The sequence below is a fragment of the Streptomyces pratensis genome (assembly GCF_016804005.1).
Taxonomy (GTDB): domain Bacteria; phylum Actinomycetota; class Actinomycetes; order Streptomycetales; family Streptomycetaceae; genus Streptomyces; species Streptomyces pratensis_A.
Window position 1 is genome coordinate 79654 of the sequence record NZ_CP051486.1, and the last position, 19947, is coordinate 99600.

Sequence of the window (19947 nt, forward strand, 5' to 3'; positions counted from 1 at the left end):
CGCCGATGGACGGGCCCGTGAGCCTCGCCTGTCCACAGGGAGCTGCGCCCCTCGCGCCTCTCGTGCGTGCCGGCGTACGAGCTGCGCCCCCTCGCGCCTGCCGGCGTACGAGCTCGTGCCCCTCGTGTGTGCTGACGCACGAGCCCGTGGCGGTTCAGGCCTCCAGCAGCCGCTGTCCCACGTACTCCCCGGACGCTGCACCTCCGGGCACGGCGAACAGGCCGCTCGTCTCGTGCCGGATGAACGGAGAGAGCGCGTCCCCGCGGTCGAGCTTGCGCTGGACCGGGATGAAGCCTTTGAACGGATCTGCCTGCCAGCAGATGAAGAGCAGTCCGGCGTCCGGGGTGCCGTCCTCCGAGATGCCGTCGTGGTACGAGAACGGACGGCGCAGCATCGCGGCGCCACCGTTCTTCTCGGGGGAGGAGATCCGGGCGTGTGCGTTGCTGGGGATCAACAGCTTGCCGTCCGGCCCCGTCTTGTCCAGGTCCATGGCGGTGTCCTCCGAGCCGCCGCTGAGCGGGGCACCATCCGCCTTGCTCCGTCCGATGACCTGTTCCTGACGTTTGACCGTGAGTTCCTCCCAGTCGTCCAGCAGCATCCTGATGCGACGGACGACGGCGTACGAGCCGCCTGCCATCCAGGCGTACTCCGACGATCCGCCGTCCTGTACGAAGATCCGCCCCTCGAAGTCGCTCTCGGCGGGTTTCGGGTTGTTGGTGCCGTCGACCTGGCCCATCAGGTTGCGCGCGGTCATAGGCCGGTCCGTGGTGCCCGGGGTGCGGTTGAAGCCGTTCATCTGCCACCGAACCCGGGCCGCCGAGCCCGCCTCCTTCTGAAGGGCGCGCAGCGCGTGGAAGGCGACGAGTGCGTCGTCGGCACCGATCTGTATCCAGAGGTCGCCGTCGGAGCGTCTGACGTCGAGCTGGTCGGAGGAGAAGGACGGCAGCGGATCCAGGGCGGCAGGCCGGTGGCCGGTCAGCCCGGTGCGTGTGAAGAAGGTTCGCCCGAACCCGAAGGTGACCGTCAGGGAGGACGGCCCGGCATCCAGGGCCACCCCGGTGTCGTGCCCTCGGCCGGTGTCCGTCGGCTCACCGGCCATCAGCCGTTCCGCCACGGCCGACCAGCGGCGCATCAGGGCGGCTGCTTCCTTCCGTCCCGCGCCGGGCGCGAGATCGAAGGCGACCAGGTGCCCGCGGGCCTGAAGCGGAGTGGTGATCCCCGCCTGATGTTTCCCGTGAAACATCGCCTCGGTCGAGCCGACTGCGGTCAGCGGTGTCGGCTTCTCCCCGCGCGTCGCGGCGTAGCCGCCCGCGCCGCCTGCCGCGCCCAGGACCAGTCCTGCCGCACCGGCTGCTCCCGCGCTCCCGATCAGCCGCCGCCGGGAGACACCGCCGACGGTGCCCGTCCCCGATCCGTCGCGGCGGTCGGCGGTGGCGCCGTTCTCCCTGGGGTCGTCCTTCTTCGTGCTCAACCTGCTCAGCCGATCTTCACGTTCTTGTCGATGGTTGTCTGGTCGATGTCGGACGTACGCACCGTCACTGCGACCTTCCAGTCGCCCGCCATCGGGATCTGTACGCCGCTCGCGGTCCAGTGCCCCACAGCGAGGCGGTCGGGGACGACGGGCAGTGGACCGATGTCCTTGGACTCCAGGGTGAAGGCGAGCTTCACCTCGGGGACGTCCATCGGGCGTTCGTCGGATCCGTCGATCCAGAGGTGCACGCTGTTCGAGCCGGTGCCGCCGGGCGAGATGTCCAGGCGTACCGTCCCCTTGCCGTTCTGCCCGCCCGTGTCGAAGGGCAGGCTCAGATTCACCTGCCCGCCGGTCACAGGTGCGGCCGCCTCCGTGGTGTTTCCCCGGGCGGCCTCCTCCTCGGTGCGGCCGGGTTCGGTGGCGGTCAGGATCGTGGTGACAACGAGGAGCACCACTGCGATGCCCGTCTCCACCATCACGGAACGACGCAGTCCGGAGCGGTCCGGGTCGGCGTCGCGGGCGCGCTTCTCCTTCGTCGCCGTCAGCGCGGCGCGCTGCCGGGAGAGCTGGGCGGCGCGCTCCGGAGCCACCTCCTCGTCGGCACGGGCGGCCGAGGACGCCGATGCCGCTGTCCCCTCCGAAGGCGCCGATTCCGTCGGCCCCTTCGAGGCAGCAGATGGTGTCGCCTCCTCCGAGGCAGCAGATGCCGTCGCCTCCTTCGTCGAGGCAGCAGATTCCGCCGGCCCGTCCGAAGCAGCGGATTCCGTCGACGACGCCGAAGGAGCAGCCGGTACCTTCGCCCCCTCCGGCGCAGCCGATCCCAGCGACTCCGAAGCAGCCGGACCGGTTTCGTCGGCGCCGACGGCGCGCTCGGTCAGCCGCCCCGTCCACCGCCGGGATATCCACGCGACGCCGATGAGCACGGCGACGAGCGCAATCTTGATGAGCAGCAGCTGCCCGTACCGCGTACCGGTCAGCGCCGACCATGAGCCGACCTGCCGCCAGGACTGGTAGAGCCCGGTCGCGGCGAGGACGATCACACTGCCGAACGCCAGCCGGGAGAACCGCCGTACCGCGTCGCTCGTGATGTCCGGCGTCCGGTACAGAGCGACCAGCAGCGCGGTGAGCCCGCCCAGCCAGCCGGCGACGGCGAGCAGGTGGAGTACGTCGACCGGCATGGCGATGCCCGGCTGGATCCCCGTCGAGGCGTGCTCGGCCAGGGCCCACGTACCGGCGATGCCCGCGGCGATGACCGCTCCGCCTATCGCGAGCCCGAAGGTGAGGTCCTGCTTCTCCTTCTCGTCCTCGCGCTTGGCGTACGCCCCGAACAGGACGGCGATGAACAGCGCGGAGGCGCCGAGGAGCAGCAGCCGGGAGACCAGCGCTGCCCCCGGCTTGGTGTCGAGGACGGACTGGAGGCCCTCGAGGTCGAAGGCATCCGAGATCCTGCCGGATCCGGTGTAAGGGCTGCGCAGGAAGAGCATGGCCAGGGTGGCCGCGGTGAGCGTGACCCAGCCGCGTACGACGAGCCGCTGCAGAGGGCGTGCGCCCGCCCCGCGCTGCCAGCAGGCGAGTACGAAGGCCGACCCGCCCGCGAGCAGGATGAACCCGGCGTACGCGGCGTAGCGTGCGATGCCGTAGAGCGCACCCACGAGGCCGCCGCCGGCCTCGCCGGAGGGCAGGGCCACGGTGGTTTCCGAGGGGGCGCCGACGGAGAAGGTGAAGGCGCCCGAGACCGGATGGCTGTCCGCGGACACGGCCTGCCACGCGACGGTGTAGGTGCCGTCGGGCAGGCCGCTGTGGAGCTCGACGCCGTACCGCACGGCGCCGCCGCTCGTCAGATCGCGAGGGGCCCCGGTGTCGGCCCGCTCCCCGCTCGGGTCCAGGACCCGGATCGAGTCGTCGCCCACGGCGATCTGCTCGGAGAAGGTGAGCGTGACTTCCTCCGGGGCGGTGGCGACCACCGCCCCGTCCTGCGGATCGCTCCCCGTGAGAGCGGCGTGCGCGGACGCGGGACTCGCGCCGGCCAGCACCAGGCCGAACAGCAGGCTGATCAGCGCGGCGAGGAGCGCGACCGCTGCGAGCGGCCGTCGTACCGGAGAGGGCCCGAAGCGCGGGGCGGTGGCTGTCATGGGGTGTCAGTACCTCACTGCTTCTTCGGGTTGTAGGTGGTCTCCTTCACGGGAATGTCGACCGTGATGGGGTCGGCCTTCTCGAAGTGCAGTTCCACGGAGACCGTCTCTCCCCGCTTGGGCTGCTGCTTCAGGTCCGTGAACATGATGTGGTTCCCGCCGCGTTCGAGATCGAGCTCGCCGCCGGCGGGCACCTCGAAGGACGTGACCATCCGCATCGTCCGGTCCTTGGTCTCGTGGATGGAGACGTTGTCCGACAGGGAGCTGGTCACCGAGGTGAGCCGGTCGGTGGCGTCGCCGCTGTTCTTCACGAGGAGGAAACCGGCCGCCATGTCGCTGACGGGCTGGGGCATGAAGGCCCCGGTCACCTCCAGCTGCGGCACGCTGCTGGAGGAACACGCCGTCAGCGCCAGCCCCGTGGTGAGGGCCAGGGCGCCGACGGCAGTCGTGCGGCGGTTCACGGGGTCTCCCCCTTGACGAGCTCAGGGAGGTCCTCGGTGTAGTCCTCGGCAGTGGTGTCCTCGCTGTAGAGCACGTACCCCTTGTCGGTCTTCGGGGAGAACGCGATGACCTGGGCGCCGTGCATCGAGACGACTGTGCCGTCCTTCTCCTTCTTCGGCGGGTCGATGCCGATGCCGATCTGCCGCGCGCCCGCCTGGATGGTCGGGAAGTCGCCCGTGAGGCCGGTGAACTCCGGGTCCTGAGCCTTGAGCCAGCTGCCCAGGGACGCAGGTGTGTCCCGTTCGGGGTCAGTCGTGACGAAGACGACCTGGAGCTTGTCCTGGTCGGCCTTGGGCAGCGCCCGCTTGGCGATCGCGATGTTGCTCATGGTCAGCGGACACACGTCGGGGCAGTTGGTGTAGCCGAAGTAGATGAGTGTCGGCTTGCCCTTGGTCTGCTCGCGCAGGTCGTACTTCTTGCCGTGCGTGTCCGTGAGGACGAGGTCGGGCTTGGTGAACGGCTGGTCGAGCACGGTCGCGGGCTTGGACTCGGTCTCGGAGGAGACCTCGGCGACGGAATTGTCCGCCGAGTCCCCGCCTCCGCAGGCCGACAGGGTCAGTGCGGCCACGGCGGCGAACGCCGCGGCCAGCACCGTCTTCTTGCTGTGCATGGAGCTGATTCCTGATCTGTGAATTGCGGGTGGTGGAGCCGGCTGATCAGGCGCTGCGGCGACGGCCGGCGAGGACGCCGAACGCGACGCCTGCGACGCCGACCACGATGCCGACGATGCCGAGGACGCGGGCGGTGCTGTCGGTGCCCGACGAGGACGTGTCGTCCGAGGACGCCGTCGTCTCCTTCGCCTTCTCCGTCTCACCGCTCTTGTCGTCCGCGGCGGCACCGTGGGCGTCTGCCGCAGGGGCGGCCAGCGCGAGGACGGGGGCGGGGCTCTCAGGCTCCTCGCCACCCGCGGTGGGCTCCTCGATCCAGCGGACGACTTCCTTGTTGCTGTACGTCTGGAGCGCCTTGAAGACGAGCTGGTCGGCGTCCTCCGGCAGCTGCCCCAGCGAGAGCGGGAACTGCTGGAAGAAGCCGGGCTCGATACCGCTGCCGTCCGCGGTCCAGGTGACCTTGGAGACCGCTTCGTTGATCTTCTTGCCGTGTACCTCGAGCGGCTCGGCCAGCTTGCTCTTCGTGACGTCGATCTTCCAGCCGGCCACCGGCTGCGGGCTGACGGACGCCAGCGGGTGGTCCGTCGGGAAGCTGACCTCGAGCTTGACGGTGGAGGCGTTGTCGCGCTCGTTGGGGACCTTGAAGTTGACGGTGGCGTAGCCGCCCTTCGCGGCCTCGCCCTGCGGCTGGACGCTGACGTGCGCGGAGGCGGTACCGGCGAGCAGCAGGACGGTGGACGCGGCGAGGCCGCCGGCGAGGGCGATGCGGGAAACGTTCATGGCAGGGATCACTCCACAGGAGATGAGGAAAAGGTGGTCCGGCGCGCGGAGGCGCGTCGGCATCACGACCACCTCCTCACCGCAATCCCGGCGGAGGGGTCGTGTCAGGCTGCGCGTACGTATACGGGCGGCGGCCCGCGCCTGATCACCATGTGCTGCAGAGGGTCCCCGGCGGCCGGTGCGGGGATGTCGACGGCGCTGCGGAGAGGGCGCGGCCCGGTCGTGGGCTGCCCCGGGAGCCCCGCGCGCAGTGCGCGTACGAGAGCCATCGCCACGCGCAGCGCGCGCAGCCTGGCCCCGGCCGCGAGCTGCCGGCCTCCCTGAGCCGAGAGCCTGGCCAGCCGGAAGAGCGCGATCTCGCCGCGGCGGAGCAGCCAGCCGGTGGCGAGCGCGGCGAGCAGGTGCCCCAGGAGCATGGGCAGGCTGGGCAGGCCGGACATCACTGTGTCCAGGACCGTCGGGCCGGTGTCCGGGGCGGCTGCCGCTCCCGATGCCAGGTGGGTGTGTCCCTGGGCCACCGTCGCGGGGTCCAGGCCTGCGGTGGTCACGATGCGGTGGGCCTCACCGGCGCTCAGCTGCGCCGGTCCGGCACCGCAAACCAGCCCGGCGGCGAATCGGATCAGCGAGTCGTCCCCGGCCCCCGTCGAGGCGGCCGGCGCGTGCCGCTCGAGCCCGAAGAGGACGTGCAGGGCGAGCTGCCCGGCCGCAAGGGCGGCGGTGATCGACAGAAGGGTCCGCTCACGGCCGGCGAGCGCCGCGGTGACGGCGAACACTCCGGCGAAGGCAGCCGGGAGGGTCCACCCGGTCACGCTCACACCCGCGGCGAGGCCATGTCCGGCGGCAGCGAGCACGACACAGACCGCGGTGAACACCGCGGTCCTCAAAAGCCGCATACCGGCTCCGGCGCGTGCGACAGGCATAGACATGGCCGGGTCATCATCCCACTGGGCCCCCCGCCTCCGTACGGCAGGTCCGGAAGGTCGGCATCCGTCCCCATGAGGGTGTGATCAGGGGGTGTTGCACCTGTTCATGGGCGCTTCCGGGCCGTGATCGGGGCCCGCCATACACCGGTGAGCGGAATATCCGCATCCGCCGAATGGGCGCTGTCACAGCGGATCCGTGCTTACGACGTGCTCATCGCGGCAATACGTAACGGTATGTCGAGCCGCAGCCAGGAGGCTGGAGCATGAGCATGTGGTGGTCACTCCATTTGCGGCGCGAAGCTGCGAGCGTTCCGCTCGCCCGGCGTTTCCTGCTCGGCACCATGGAGACGGCAGGGGTGGATCCGGACATCTCCTACGACCTCTCGGTCGCGCTCAGCGAAGCCTGCGCGAACGCCGTCGAACACGGCGGGGACCGAGGGGACACCGGCGGGGTGTCGGACGCGGGCCCGGCTTCCGTCGGTGACAAGCAGCCCGGACACGCCTGCGGGCAGTACCGGGTGACGGCATATCTGGACGGCGAGAAATGCCGTATCGAAGTCGCCGACTCGGGTCCCGGGTTCCCTTCCCGACGCATGCTTCGTACCGCCGGGTGTCCGTCGGACCCGCAGCCGGCCGCCGCCCGCACCACGGGCGACCCTTCGTGCGGGCGCGCCGCGGTCCATCCGCCTGCCACGGCGGAGAGCGGCCGTGGGCTCTGCCTGATCGAGGAGCTCGCAGATCACGTCCACTTCGGCAACCGGCCGGGGCGCGGCGCTGTGGTGAGTTTCGACAAGGTCCTGAAATGGCGGGAGGGCGCGCTGCTCATGGTGTCCTGAGCGGCGCGCCCTCCGGCGCACGTGATCGGCTTCGCGCCGGCCGTGTCAGCCCTTGAGCCGGGCCATCCAGGCCTCGACCTCGTCGGACCGGCGCGGCAGCGCGGAGGACAGGTTCCGGTTGCCGTCCTCCGTCACGAGGATGTCGTCCTCGATCCGGACCCCGATCCCCCGGTAGTCCTCGGGCACGGTGAGGTCGTCGGCCTGGAAGTACAGTCCGGGCTCGACCGTGAGGCAGACCCCCGGCTCCAGGGTGCCGTTGACGTACGTCTCCGTGCGCGCGACGGCGCAGTCGTGGACGTCCATGCCGAGCATGTGGCCGGTGCCGTGCAGCGTCCAGCGGCGCTGGAGGCCGAGCTCCAGGACCTTCTCCACGGTCAGGTCGCCCAGGAGCCCCCACTCGACCAGCTTCTCGGTGAGCACCCGCTGAGCGGCGTCGTGGAAGTCACGGAAGGCGGCGCCCGGCTTCACGGCCGCGATGCCCGCCTCCTGAGCCTCGTACACCGCGTCGTAGATCTTCCGCTGGAGCGGAGAGAACGTGCCGTTGACGGGCAGCGTCCGGGTGATGTCGGCGGTGTAGAGCTCGTCGGTCTCGACGCCCGCGTCGAGCAGCAGGAGCTCGCCGGAGCGGACCGGGCCGTCGTTGCGGACCCAGTGCAGCGTGGTGGCGTGCGGGCCGGCCGCGCAGATCGAGCCGTAACCGATGTCGTTGCCGTCGACGCGGGCGCGCAGGAAGAAGGTGCCCTCGATGTAGCGCTCGCTCGTGGCCTCGGCCCTGTCGAGGACCTTGACGACGTCCTCGAAGCCGCGCGCCGTGGCGTCGCAGGCCTTCTGCAGCTCGGCGATCTCGAAGGCGTCCTTGACCACGCGGGCCTCGGAGAGGAAGACGCGCAGTTCCTCGTCGCGCTCCGCCGTGACCTTGTCGGTGAGGGCGGCTTCGATGCCCGCGTCGTGTCCACGGACGTTGCGCACGGGGCCGGTGGCCCCGGCCAGCGCGGCCGGGAGTTCGCGGACGTCCTTCGCCGGGATGCCGAGCAGCTGCTCGGCCTCGGTGAGGGAGTTGCGGCGGCCGACCCAGAGCTCGCCCTGCCCGTCGAGCCAGAACTCGCCGTTTTCACGGTCGGAGCGGGGCAGCAGGTAGACCGTCGCCTCGTGCCCGCCCTTGGACGGCTCGAGCACCAGGACGCCGTCCTGGGTCAGGTCGCCGGTGAGGTACGCGTACTCGGTGGAGGCGCGGAACGCGTACTCGGTGTCGTTGGAGCGGGTCTTCAGGTTGCCCGCGGGAACGACGAGCCGCTCGCCGGGGAAGCGCGCGGAGAGCGCGGCGCGGCGGGCGGCGGTGTGGGAGGCCTGGGCGATCGGCTCCAGGCCGTGCAGCTCGGTGTCGGCCCAGCCGGACTTCATGTTCTCGGCGAGCTCATCGGAAATGCCCGGGTACAGGCCGTTCTTCCGCTGCTTGATCGGCTCTGCTTCTGCTGCTTCCGGGGTCTCCGGGGCGAGCTCCTCAGACACGTTATGTCCTCCTTGTACGACACTGGACCCCCGCCATCGTACGGGTGTACGGAAGGGGAGCCCAGTGCCGGAAGACCTCTCACGGCTCCGGAGCCGCTCCCGGCGGCCGAGGGTGCCCTCAGTCGAAGCGCGCTGCCAGCAGCGCGATGTCCTCCGTGCTGCCGATCCTGCCCGCACCGTCGGGAAGGACGGCTCGCAGGACGTGGTCCGCGACGGCCCCGGGATCCTGGCGGAGCACCTGGGGTACGCCCGCCGCAGCCGAGCGCAGCCGTGCGAACGCCCGGTCCGTGGTGGCTCCGGTGCGGCGCAGCAGTCCATCGGTGTAGAAGAGCACCGTCTCGCCCGGGCGGGGCGTGAACTCCACGCTCGGCGCCTCCCAGCAGGAGAGCATGCCAAGCGGTGCGGAAAGAGTCGTCTCGACGAACTCGGTACGCCGCTCGCCGGTCACAAGGGGCGGTGTGTGCCCGGCGCCGGCGAGCAGGATGGTGCGCCGTTCGGGTTCGCAGTACGCGTACAGGGCGGTCGCCGCGCGGGCGGGTTCGGTCAGCCGTAGCAGCAGCTCGAGGTCGGAGAGCACGGCTACGGGGTCCTCGCCCTCCATCACGGCGTACGCCCGCAGTCCCGCGCGGAGGCGGCCCATGGCGGCCAGGGCGGCCGGACCTGAGCCGCCCACCGAACCGACGGACAGTCCGAGCGCGTTGTCCGGGAGTGGCAGCGCGTCGTACCAGTCGCCGCCGCCGTCCGGTGCGGACCGGTGGCGGGCGGCCAGCCGCACTCCGGGGATCCGGGGCAGCCTGCTGGGGAAGAGCTCCTCTGCGATCACGGCGGCATCCGCCCTGGCGCGTTCGAGTTCGAGCAGGCGGGCCAGATGTTCGGCGGCGTAGCGCGCGTACAGCCCGACGAGGTGGCACTGGCGTTCCAGGGGTTCGGCGGGTTCGTCGTAGAGCCAGACGGCCGCACCGAGCCGGCCCGCGGTTCCGGTGGCCAGGGGCTGGGCGTAGCTGGCGGCGTATCCGAGCCGGGCGGCGACCTCGCGGCAGCGGGGGTCGAGACCGGTGTCGCCGAGGATGTCGGGACTGGCCAGTGGGCCGTCGGTATCGGGGAGGCCTTCGAGGAAGCGGCCGTAGGCGGTGGCGCTGCGGGGGACCGTCTCGATGTGTCCCAGTTCGGCGTGCGCCAGGCCGAGCCCGATCGTGCGGGACGGCCCGCCGCCGTCGGCCGGTTCGAGGATGAGGAGTCCCCGGCCGGCACCCACGAGGGCCGCCCCGGCCGCCAGGATTTCTTGCAGGGCGCTGTCCAGGGCGCTGGTTCCGGCCAGCCGTTCGGTGAGTTCGTGCAGTGTGGTGAGGTCGGAGACCCAGCCGGCCAGCCGGTCCTGGATGAAGGCTCCCGGCGCGGACGGCATACCTTCCGTGGGCGCGGCAGTGTGCGTTGAAACGGGAACCATGGGGTCGATTCCAGCCACTTTCGGAGGGTGGGGGGCGCTCATGGCAGTCGGCTTTCCGACCGGTGCGTTTTGTCGAATAGCATCGCAAACCCCCATGTCGTTCTGCGCCGCTATCGGTGCAACCACATGTACACGCACCCACATCTACACGCACAAGTAAGGCGATGTCCAGCATTGTCCCTGGGGTATTTATGGTGTCCGTGAGACAGTTAACTTGGCCGAAAAATGCACCCCCGGACTGCTTTTTGCGATCGACTGGGTGCGCCCGACAGGGGCTCTCTCGGGGTGAAACGCCGGAGGGAGCGTCATCCCGGGCATGCTGGGTACGTAATCGTGGATGGCCAGGGGCAGTTGTGACCGCCCCGGAACCCGACAGCGAGCCCGGGCGTCCTCACTGGTGACGGCCGCCCGCCGACCCCGAATGTCGGGGTTGCACAAGGGACGGCACGCGCGACGCGCACGCCGACCGCGCGATGTTTGACTCGGCTCGGCTCAACTCGGTTCGACTCGGCTCAGCTCCATTCTGTTCGGTTCCACTCTGCTCGGCTCGGCTCACGCTCGGCACCGACTACTCGTCCGTACCGCAGACCCGATGAGCAAGCACGCACAGCGAAGAGACGCACACGTGGTGTAACGAGCACGTGGTGCGATGTGGACCTCGGCGTTCAACGGAAAGGAACGAGCGCTCATGCGCGAGATCCTCGGAAGGCGACGCAGGCACCGGCCACGGCGCAAGGGAAGTTCCGCCCAGCTCGACGCGGCGCTGATCTGTGCCACCGCCCGGAATTGGCCCGTGCTCCCCGGGGCAGGGCTGGCGACGGGAGCCGTACGCGGCGAACGCGGTCGCGGCTGCGCCTGTCCCGACCCCGAGTGCGCCGTACCCGGCGCACACCCCTTCGACCCCGGTCTCCTCGCGGCGACCACCGACGCACGCATGGTGCGCTGGTGGTGGACCAACCGGCCCACCGCCCCGGTCGTCCTGGCCACCGGTGGTCAGGCACCCTGTGCGCTGAGCCTTCCGGCCGTCGCCGGCGCCCGGGCGCTGACGGCGCTCGACGCGATGGGGCTGCGGCTCGGCCCCGTGGTGGCGACACCCACCAGATGGTCGCTGCTGGTCGCCCCGTACACCCTGGAGCGGCTCGGCGAGCTGCTCCATGCCAAGGACTGGGTGCCCAGCTCTCTGCGGTTCCACGGGGAGGGCGGCTATCTCGTCCTGCCTCCGTCCGAGGTGGGTGCGGGGCAGGTGCGATGGGAACGTGCACCGGAGGCCGGGAACGGCGCGCCGTGGCTCCCGGATGTGGAATCGGTCCTGGACGCGCTCGTCGAGGCGAGCAACAGCGCTCCGGACGGCGGCAGTCGGCTCGCGTACTGAGCTGCCGGCTGTACACCGACGCGGGCACAGCGGGCGGCTCACTCGTCGAGGGTGTGGGACCGCCCGGTCCCGCGTGAGGAGGCGGGCCACGTGTACCGAAAGGCGTCATCGCCGCGTTCTCCCCGCAGAACGCCCTGGCCGCAGGCCTTCTGACGGCCTGTCCCCAGCCGGGGGCACGGGTGCGCGATGGCGCCCGGCTGCGACTGCGTCCCCTCGTGCCGTGGGCTCTTTTCCCGCTTCGGAGAGCATGGGCGGATTATCTGTCCGAAACCGAACGCCCGAAGGCCTGTGGCTCACGCCGCCTCCGGCGCGGATCGGAGCCGACTTGGTGCACAGGGGAGGCCGAGACTCCGGACAGGCGCCGGGAGGGGCGCTGACGGAGGGGGCGGACGCCGGGCCGGACAGTCGCCGCAGGCCGCCCCCGATGAGCCGAGTGCTCCGGGGTGCGCCCCGGACGTCCGGGGCCGGAAACGAAGACGCCCGGCCGCTGGCGACGGGGGATGCACCAGCGACCGGACTTCCAGAACCGTAACAAGAGATCTGCCGTTAGCAAATTCGATCTCGCCTATTCGGACAGCGATTTACCGACGGGTACGGGTAGTTGTGACGGGAGTCACCGCCGCGTCCAGGCTGTCGTGACTGTCAGCTGAGCGTCACTTGGCGGTTGGTGAGCCCGCCGCGTGCCCGACGCTCCTCGGCAGTCAGCGGAGCGTCCGAGGCGAGGGCTTCGGCGAGCCGCTCCGCGAACTGTGCCGCGGGCTTCTCGCACTCCTCGGCCCTCATCGCGCTCGGCAGGTCCCAGACCGGCACCATAAGTCCGTGGGCCCGGAACGAGCCGACCAGGCGGGTCCCGTCGCCGAGGGAGGAGGCGCCCGCCGCGTGCAGCCGGGCGAGGGCGTCGAGGAGCTGCTCCTCGGGGTGCGGCATGACCCAGCGCAGGTGGTTCTTCTCCGGCGTCTCGCACCAGTACGCCGCGTCCACGCCGGAGAGCCGGGTGGTGGGGATGGCGGCCGCGTTGGCGCGCTCCAGGGAGGCGGCCACCTCCGCCGTGGCGTTCTCCGCGTCCGGGACCCAGAATTCGAATCCAGCGTGCACGACGGGCTCGAACGGGGCGTCCGGGTCGAGGACGTCCTGGAGCCGCGGGCCGTCGGCCGGCACCCGGCGGGCGGCGACCGGCGAACCGGGCTCGGCATCGAGCGCGCGCTGCAGCGTGTCCGCGAGATCGCGGCTGAGGTCGCCGGACGAGGTGTCGTTCTGCAGGGCGAGCAGGACGGAGCCGTCGTCGCGGCGCAGTGCCGGCCATGCCATGGGCAGCACGGTCGCGAGCGACACGGACGGCACGCCCTCGGGGAGGCCGTCCTTCAGCGTCAGCGCGACGGTGGCGGCGGGGACCAGCTCGCGCAGGGCGATCCAGTCGCACTCCCCGGAGATTCCCTCGAAGGGACGCTGGACCAGCTCGGTCACGGCCTGGGCGGCGGCGCGTCCGTGACACGCCTTGTAGCGGCGGCCCGAACCGCACGGGCAGGGCTCACGGGCCCCTACGACCGGGATTTCACCGTCCTTGAGCTGCGGCTTCCCGGCCTTGGACTGAGGGCGCTTCTTGGCCATGGTGGGCGATCTCCCGATTGCGACAGTGCGGTCTCGGGCGCGAGCCTAGCCGTCCCTGTGATCGCCGGGGCACACCTGCCGTGGCACCCTCGCGGCCCGCTCCGCCGCGCCGCGTGCCGTACCGCTCTCAGCCCGCGTCGTCGAAGGCGTCCAGAGCGTCGAGAGCGTCCGCGAGATCCAGCCCGTCGAGCGAGCCGAATCCGATCGTTCCGTGTATGCCGTCCAGACGGTTCAGCCCGGACCTTTCGCGGCGTGCGGACCTCGTGTGGCCCGGGGCCGCGGTCGGGAAACCACCGTGCCCGTGGCCCTTGGAGACCAGGGCCCAGACGGTGACCTCGCCGACCGTGTCGTCCCGCACGCCCCACTCCTGTGCGAGGGCGCTGATGATGTTGAGCCCGCGGCCGCCGCGCGCGGTGACCGACGGTGTGGCCGGGACCGGCCTGGTGGGTCCGCCGCCGTCGGTGACCTCGACGGTCAGGTCACCCCTTCTGTCCACGCGCCATGCGGCGCGGATGTCGCCGTCCCCCACCTCCGAGTGCTGTCCCAGCGGTCTGCCGTGCCGGCAGGCATTGCTGAGGAGTTCCGAAAGGATCAGTACAGCGTCGTCGACCACGGTGTCCGAGACCCCGTTGCTGCGCAGTTGCTCGCGCATACGGTGCCGCGCCTGTCCCACGCCCGCAGGGCCATGGGGTACATCCATGCTCGACGACGTCGGCACTTCCTGTGCCACCACAAACGCCACCCCCGAGACCTCCTTTGCCCCACGCCACGGATTGGATGCCCTCCTGGGCTGCGCCGGAAACCGGCCAAAGCCCTGTCAGTGATGCACTCGTAACGATCGATTGCGGAGTGAATGCGCCGGTGCACCCCCTGTAACTGATCTTAAGAGCGGCCAAGTTGCGACAGGACCTGTTTGGGGCGGTTTGTAATGATTGCTTCCACTCCGAGGCGCACACAGAGGTCGACGTCCTCCGGCTCGTTCACCGTCCAGACGTGCACTTCGTGCCCCGCCCGGTGCAAGCGCTCGACGTACCCGGGGTGATTGCGGACGATCCGCATTCCCGGTCCGGCGATCCGGGCTCCGGCAGGGAGCCGCCCGTCGCGCAGCCGTGGTGAGACGAACTGCATCAGGAAGACGGTGGGCAGGGTGGGGGCGGCCGCGCGGATGCGGTACAGGGACCGGGCGGAGAAACTCATGACGCGTACCGGGGACGGTCCTTCCGCCGGCGGAGCGTCCAGGCCGAACCGCCTGAGCAGGTGGAGCAGCCGCTCCTCGACCTGGCCGGCCCAGCGCGTGGGGTGTTTGGTCTCGATGGCCAGCTGGAGCGGCCGGCCGGCCGCCCGGACCTCGTGGGCGAGTTCGAGGAGCCGTTCCAGAGTGAGCACGGAAGTGAGCTCGCCCGGCACCGGGTCCCAGTCGGGGGACTCCTCATGGTCCTTCCAGGAGCCGAAGTCGAGGGCGGCGAGATCGGCCAGCTCCAGGGCGGAGACGGCACCCCGGCCGTTCGACGTGCGGTTCACCCTGCGGTCGTGTACACAGACGAGCTGCCCGTCCGCGGTGAGACGGACATCGCACTCCAGGGCGTCCGCCCCGTCCTCGATGGCCTTCCGGTACGCGGCCAGGGTGTGCTCGGGGGCGTCGTCCGAGGCCCCGCGGTGGGCGATGACCTGGATGGGAGGCTGTTGTGAGGGTAGGCGTGCGTGGGTCACCGCGTCATCGTGTCACCGAGACGTGTCCGGTGCCGACACCTTGTTGCGTAGGACCGTTTTGCCTGATGTAAAGATTGGTGTGCGGATGCACAGGTCCTGCTTACAGTGGCCTGACGTGCTGTGGGAAAAGCTGACTGCAGACACGTGCACAGCGGATCTCTTGCCGAATGCCGAGTGGACCGAGGAGTAAAGAGCTGTGAGCACCGAGAACGAGGGCAACGAGAACGACGCGGTTCCGTCCGTACCGTCTGTTCCGTCCGTACCTCCCGTGCCGGCTGCCGCTCCTGAGAGCACCCCGCAGGGGAGTCACTCCGCGCCGGAGGTCCCGCCTGCCGCTCCGGCGGACGCACCGACGGCCCACATTCCCCCCGTGACGCACCAGCAGGGTGCCGAGCCGCCCGCCGCCGGGCACGAGCAGCACCCGTACGCGCCGCCGTCGCCGCAGCAGCCTCCGGCCGGGTCGGCCGCCTGGCCGCCGCCCCCGCCCGCCATCCCCTCGTACGCCGACGGCGGCAGCCCTCCGGCCTGGGGTGCCCCGGCGCCCTCGGAGCCCGAACCCGCGCGCAAGCGCCGCGCGAGCGGTCTGGTCGCCGCCGTCGCGGTGGCCGCACTGGTGGCGGGCGGCGTCGGCGGAGCCCTCGGCTACTGGGCCGCCGACAGCAACGGCTCCTCAGGGTCGACCACGGTCGCCGCCTCCAACAGCCCGAAGGACTTCAAGCGCGACGCGGGCACGGTCGCGGGAGTGGCGGCGAGCGCGCTGCCCAGCGTGGTCACCATCGACGCGCAGTCCGGCGACGGTGAGGGCGGCACGGGCACCGGTTTCGTGTACGACAAGGAGGGCCACATCCTCACGAACAACCACGTGGTGGCCTCCGCGGCGGACAGCGGCCAGCTGACCGCGACGTTCTCCAACGGCAAGAAGTACGACGCCGAGGTGGTCGGCCGCGCCCAGGGCTACGACGTGGCCGTGCTGAAGCTGAAGGAGGCCCCGGACGGACTGACCCCGCTGGCCCTGGGCGACTCCGACAAGGTCGCGGTGGGGGATTCGACCATCGCGATCGGCGCGCCGTTCGGTCTCTCCAACACGGTCACCACCGGCATCATCAGCGCGAAGGACCGCCCGGTCGCCTCCGGCGACGGTTCCAGCAACAAGAACTCGTACATGAGCGCCCTGCAGACCGACGCCTCGATCAACCCGGGCAACTCGGGCGGACCGCTCCTGGACGCGGGCGGCGCGGTCATCGGCATCAACTCGGCCATCCAGTCCACCAGCGGCGGCGGTTTGGGCCAGTCCCAGGCCGGCTCCATCGGTCTCGGCTTCGCCATCCCCGTGAACCAGGCGAAGAACGTCGCCGAGCAGCTGATCAAGACGGGCCAGCCCGTCTACCCGGTGATCGGCGCGACGGTGACGATGGAGGAGAAGACCGGCGGCGCCGTCATCTCGGACGAGGGCGCGGGCGGCACCCCCGCCGTCACCCCGGACGGTCCGGCGGCCAAGGCGGGGCTGAAGGCCGGCGACGTGATCACCAAGTTCAACGAGACGCCGGTCGAGAGCGGTCCGACGCTGATCGGCGAGATCTGGACCCACAAGCCGGGTGACGAGGTCACACTCACCTACACGCGCGACGGCAAGACGTCGACGGCCGAACTGACCCTGGGCGAGCGCAAGGGCGACAGCTGACCGGCTAGGCTGTTCCACGCATCGCGCCGGCCCCGGCCACCGGGCCCGGTGACGACGCGGGGTGGGTTGCCCGAGCGGCCTAAGGGAACGGTCTTGAAAACCGTCGTGGCAGCGATGTCACCGTGGGTTCAAATCCCACACCCACCGCAGTTGAACGGTCCCTGACCAGGAATCACGGTCGGGGGCCGTTCCCGTTCCGCTCTTCATGGTCGGCCGTGCTCCCCGTGGCTCTCCTCGCGCACGGGCGCATGAGGGCGGGCGGGCCGCTTCAGCTCCGGGCGATCAGCTCGATCCTGATGGGTGCCGCGGAATCGAGGTCGATGGTGTCGCCTTCTTCCTCCGCGTCAGGTTCATGCGGGCGATCGGCCGGCAGGACGATCAGCATGGTGTGAGGGCGCGGCAGCCACCCCACATCCGCCGGTGGGTCGTGGAGACCGATGTCGGTGATCCGCACGAGGCTTTCGGGAATGCCGACGAGGCAGGAGTCGCCGATCTCCGGACGCCCCGGCTCCGGGTCGGTCCGAAAGAGTCCGCTCCACTCGTGGGCACCCTCGGTACGCGGAAATCCCCTCAGGCCGTTCCACCGGATCTCGGACTCCGGGTCGATCCGGGCCCATGGCCACTCGATCGTGACATCGAACCGAGTCGCGTGAACGACTCGTGCGCGTACCGCCGGGCAGCTGACCCGAAGGACGTCGCCGATCCGGAAACTCTGTCGGCGGTTACCTTCGCCCGTGGCGCGTTCCTCCACTCCCTGGTGACGGCGGCACGGTACCGCGAGATCGACGGAGCGGCCTTGGAGCGCCAGGGGCGCGGGGTGACCGCTGTCAGGAAATGGCCTCCTCGCTGCCGGGGACGTGCCGAGGACGTCGACGTGGCGTGCGGGGTCAAGGGTTCTGCCTCGGGGTGGTCAGGCGGGCGGCCGAGGCGATCGCGGCGCGGGCCTCCTGTTCGGTGAGGCCGGTGCTGACGGCCGCGTCGGTGAGGGCGTCCGCGAGGTCTTCGCCGAAGCCGTGTTCGTACGCGCGGCAGGCCGCCCAGAACAGACGGGTGTTGCGCTGGCCCTCGTGTGCGGCACGCACGAACTGGACCAGGCCTAGCCCCTGCCTGGTCGAGGAGGTCCGGCCGGTGGGGTGGTGGGGGCGCGGCGGGGGCGTGAGCAGGCGCAGCAGGGCGCGCGGGCACGGGGCGGGTGCCAGGTGTGCAGTGCCGGGGGCGAGCCGGTACCGGCCGTGGGCCGTGACCGAGCCGGGTCCGACCAGGTAGCCGCCTGCTCCGCGTACGTCGATGCCGGGAGCCAGGCGGCCGGCGGAGTTGGACACCGGGACTCCGGGCGGGCCAGTCAGCCAGAGGTGCCGGCCGCCGCTGGGCGTGAGCACCGTGACGGTGGCCGGGATGGTGAACAGGTGCTGGAGGGCCAGCTGCTGGAGTGCGGCCACGGAGTCGTTGCCGTGGGCGGTGTCGATGTCGAGATCGATGCCGATGAGGCGGTGCGGCGGCCGGCCGCAGGCGATGCCGTACCCCGTGGCCCTGGGGGCTGCGGCGAACAGCGCGCGGACGGCGGCCGGGTCGGTGGTGGCGTCGTGGACCCCGTGTCCGGGCAGCCCGCAGGCGCCCCGGCACTGTACGGGTGGGTCCTCGTCCCGGTGCGGTGAGCGCAGGGCGGGGAGCTTGGTGGCGGACAGCGGGAAGACGGGGAGCCCGCGCTCGGCGGCAGAGAGCGCGTGGGCCAGGGCCAGGGTGGCGGTCTGCCGGTCGGTGGTGGCCATGAGCCCATTTTCGTACAAGCGTTCGAAGAAGGGAAGGGGGTCGAGTGGGTTCGGGGTCGAACCCTTCTTCCCGCGCGGGAGGTTTATCGGGTGTTCCTCATACGTGCGGGGGAATCCCGGGGCCTGGGCGGTTCACCGTGGATGCCGTGGGCAGTTCTGCTCCCGCGACGTCGTGACCAGCACCGAGGTGGTCGGCCAACTGCTTCGGAACCAGCCGTACCAAGCCGCGTTTTCGGTTCCTGGAGGAAATTGACATGGCAAGTATCCGTACTGCTCGCGCTCTAACCGCCGTTGCCGCTCTGCCCTTGGCCGCCGCCCTGTTCGGGGGCGTCGCGGTGGCCGACAACGGTGCGTTCGCGACCGACGGATCGAACGCGGGGGTGGCGACCATCGGATCCGGCGGTGTCGGCGGGGACAACTCCGGCAACTCGTCCACGTCGCAGCAGCAGGCCGTCGGTGCCGGCGCCTCCAACCACAGCAATACGGTCCAGGTCAGCAATTCTCCCTTCGCTTACATCGACCAGTCCACGTACAACGTCTATGTGATCTTCACGCCGCTCTGGGTGAACTGACCCGGGGCCCGTGCGGTGGCGTCGCCGCCGCTGCCGCACGGGTCGCTTCCGCCGGTGGAGGGGCCTGCCTCGGGGTGAGGACCCTGAGGGCCCGGGCGGCCCCCTCCACCTTCAGGAGGTTGAGCCCGCCCCGGCCCTACAACCTGAGGCGGACGTGGCTTCGGGACCTGGGGCCGATCCCCTCCTACGCGCCCGCTCCTAGCGTGGAGACATGACCACGCCAGTCTGCACCGGCGCCTCCAGGGCGGCCGCTGCCTCCGCCGGACACCGCCGCTATCCGTCGTTCTCGTCGTACGTGCGGGCCCGGGGCCCCGTGCTGCTGCGCACCGCACGTTCCCTCACCGCGAACCCGAGCGATGCCGAGGACCTGCTGCAGACGGCCCTCACCAAGACGTACGTGGCCTGGGAGCGGATCGAGGACCACCGGGCGCTCGACGGGTACGTACGCCGAGCCTTGGTGAACACCCGCACCTCTCAGTGGCGCAAGCGCAAGGTCGACGAGTTCGCCTGCGAGGAGCTGCCCGAGAAGGAGGCCGCGCCCGCGCCGGACCCGGCCGAGCAGCAGTCGCTGCACGACGCCATGTGGCGTGCCGTGCTCAAGCTCCCCGACCGGCAGCGGGCGATGGTCGTCCTGAGGTACTACGAGGATCTCAGCGAGGCCCAGACGGCCGAGGTGCTGGGCGTGACCGTCGGCACGGTCAAGAGCGCCGTGTCACGGGCGCTGGGGAAACTGCGCGAGGATCCGGAGCTCAGCCCGGTCCGGTGAGAACAGGTCCCCCGGCCGGAGGCCCCGCCCCGCTCCCGGGTGGCCGACCCGCCCCGAGTGGCTCCGCCCCGCCCCGCTCCCGGGTGGCCGACCCGCCCCGAGTGGCTCCGCCCCGCCCCGCTCCCGGGTGGCCGACCCGCCCCGAGTGGCTCCGCCCCGCCCCGCTCCCGGGTGGCTCACCCGCCCCGAGTGGCTCCGCCCCGCCCCGCTCCCGGGTGGCTCACCCGCCCCGAGTGGCTCCGCCCCGCCCCGCTCCCGGGTG

At 71.0% G+C, this 19947-nt stretch carries 18 protein-coding genes and 1 tRNA gene; 6 read left to right on the forward strand and 13 right to left on the reverse strand.

The genetic code is table 11. The annotated features are described in order from the left end of the window. Positions 1 to 154: 154 nt before the first annotated feature. The 6 genes from efeB to HED23_RS00400 form a co-directional block, all read right to left on the reverse strand. The gene (gene efeB / locus HED23_RS00375; protein ID WP_203181472.1) at positions 155 to 1471 is read right to left on the reverse strand and encodes an iron uptake transporter deferrochelatase/peroxidase subunit; all 1317 of its coding nucleotides are present in this window, start codon (positions 1469 to 1471) and stop codon (positions 155 to 157) included. A 5-nt stretch (positions 1472 to 1476) separates the two neighbouring features. After that, positions 1477 to 3603 (reverse strand): copper resistance CopC/CopD family protein, encoded by a 2127-nt coding sequence (locus HED23_RS00380; protein ID WP_203181473.1) that lies wholly within the window; start codon positions 3601 to 3603, stop codon positions 1477 to 1479. 14 nt (positions 3604 to 3617) lie between these two features. Then, positions 3618 to 4064 carry a copper chaperone PCu(A)C gene (locus tag HED23_RS00385; protein ID WP_203181474.1) on the reverse strand — a complete coding sequence of 149 codons (447 nt, stop codon included), beginning with the start codon at positions 4062 to 4064 and terminating at the stop codon, positions 3618 to 3620. After that, positions 4061 to 4714: an SCO family protein gene (locus HED23_RS00390; protein ID WP_203181475.1), complete on the reverse strand. Its 654-nt coding sequence runs from the start codon at positions 4712 to 4714 to the stop codon at positions 4061 to 4063. Before HED23_RS00390 ends, HED23_RS00385 begins: the two co-directional genes overlap by 4 nt. Before the next feature lie 46 nt (positions 4715 to 4760). Beyond that, a complete protein-coding gene (locus tag HED23_RS00395) occupies positions 4761 to 5492 on the reverse strand; it encodes a YcnI family protein (RefSeq protein ID WP_203181476.1) in 732 nt (243 codons plus the stop codon). A 104-nt stretch (positions 5493 to 5596) separates the two neighbouring features. Next, positions 5597 to 6418, reverse strand: a complete 822-nt coding sequence (locus tag HED23_RS00400) for a hypothetical protein (protein ID WP_203181477.1) — start codon at positions 6416 to 6418, stop codon at positions 5597 to 5599. 260 nt (positions 6419 to 6678) lie between these two features. Between HED23_RS00400 and HED23_RS00405 the strand changes: the two genes are divergently transcribed. After that, the gene (locus HED23_RS00405; protein ID WP_203181478.1) at positions 6679 to 7251 is read left to right on the forward strand and encodes an ATP-binding protein; all 573 of its coding nucleotides are present in this window, start codon (positions 6679 to 6681) and stop codon (positions 7249 to 7251) included. Positions 7252 to 7296: 45 nt separating this feature from the next. Here HED23_RS00405 and HED23_RS00410 read toward each other — a convergent pair whose 3' ends face one another. Both HED23_RS00410 and HED23_RS00415 read right to left on the reverse strand, forming a co-directional pair. Further along, on the reverse strand, positions 7297 to 8760 hold the full coding sequence (locus HED23_RS00410; RefSeq protein WP_203181479.1) for an aminopeptidase P family protein: 1464 nt from the start codon (positions 8758 to 8760) through the stop codon (positions 7297 to 7299). A gap of 118 nt (positions 8761 to 8878) precedes the next feature. Further along, entirely contained in the window at positions 8879 to 10249 is a 1371-nt protein-coding gene (locus tag HED23_RS00415) for a PP2C family protein-serine/threonine phosphatase (RefSeq protein ID WP_238441797.1), read from the reverse strand. A 646-nt stretch (positions 10250 to 10895) separates the two neighbouring features. Here HED23_RS00415 and HED23_RS00420 point away from each other — a divergent pair. Next, positions 10896 to 11579, forward strand: a complete 684-nt coding sequence (locus HED23_RS00420; RefSeq protein WP_203181480.1) for a bifunctional DNA primase/polymerase — start codon at positions 10896 to 10898, stop codon at positions 11577 to 11579. A 642-nt stretch (positions 11580 to 12221) separates the two neighbouring features. On the opposite strand, the gene HED23_RS00425 is transcribed toward HED23_RS00420, so the two are convergent. From HED23_RS00425 to HED23_RS00435, 3 genes are all read right to left on the reverse strand, one after another. Next, positions 12222 to 13187, reverse strand: coding sequence for a DUF5926 family protein (locus HED23_RS00425; RefSeq protein WP_203181481.1), 966 nt, complete (start codon positions 13185 to 13187; stop codon positions 12222 to 12224). 127 nt (positions 13188 to 13314) lie between these two features. Beyond that, a complete protein-coding gene (locus tag HED23_RS00430) occupies positions 13315 to 13929 on the reverse strand; it encodes an ATP-binding protein (protein ID WP_203181482.1) in 615 nt (204 codons plus the stop codon). Between the two features lie 140 nt (positions 13930 to 14069). Beyond that, positions 14070 to 14897, reverse strand: coding sequence for a glycerophosphodiester phosphodiesterase (locus HED23_RS00435; RefSeq protein WP_203181483.1), 828 nt, complete (start codon positions 14895 to 14897; stop codon positions 14070 to 14072). A gap of 196 nt (positions 14898 to 15093) precedes the next feature. On the opposite strand from HED23_RS00435, the gene HED23_RS00440 reads away from it, so the two are divergent. After that, positions 15094 to 16578, forward strand: coding sequence for a S1C family serine protease (locus HED23_RS00440; RefSeq protein ID WP_203181484.1), 1485 nt, complete (start codon positions 15094 to 15096; stop codon positions 16576 to 16578). A 60-nt stretch (positions 16579 to 16638) separates the two neighbouring features. Beyond that, positions 16639 to 16725 (forward strand) — tRNA-Ser (locus tag HED23_RS00445). A 121-nt stretch (positions 16726 to 16846) separates the two neighbouring features. On the opposite strand, the gene HED23_RS00450 is transcribed toward HED23_RS00445, so the two are convergent. Continuing rightward, positions 16847 to 17032, reverse strand: coding sequence for a hypothetical protein (locus HED23_RS00450; RefSeq protein ID WP_203181485.1), 186 nt, complete (start codon positions 17030 to 17032; stop codon positions 16847 to 16849). 433 nt (positions 17033 to 17465) lie between these two features. Then, positions 17466 to 18347: a bifunctional DNA primase/polymerase gene (locus tag HED23_RS00455; protein WP_203181486.1), complete on the reverse strand. Its 882-nt coding sequence runs from the start codon at positions 18345 to 18347 to the stop codon at positions 17466 to 17468. A 254-nt stretch (positions 18348 to 18601) separates the two neighbouring features. On the opposite strand from HED23_RS00455, the gene HED23_RS00460 reads away from it, so the two are divergent. Together HED23_RS00460 and HED23_RS00465 are read left to right on the forward strand one after the other, a co-directional pair. Then, positions 18602 to 18919, forward strand: coding sequence for a hypothetical protein (locus tag HED23_RS00460; protein WP_203181487.1), 318 nt, complete (start codon positions 18602 to 18604; stop codon positions 18917 to 18919). 211 nt (positions 18920 to 19130) lie between these two features. Beyond that, positions 19131 to 19685 (forward strand): SigE family RNA polymerase sigma factor, encoded by a 555-nt coding sequence (locus HED23_RS00465; RefSeq protein ID WP_203181488.1) that lies wholly within the window; start codon positions 19131 to 19133, stop codon positions 19683 to 19685. Positions 19686 to 19947 lie beyond the last annotated feature (262 nt).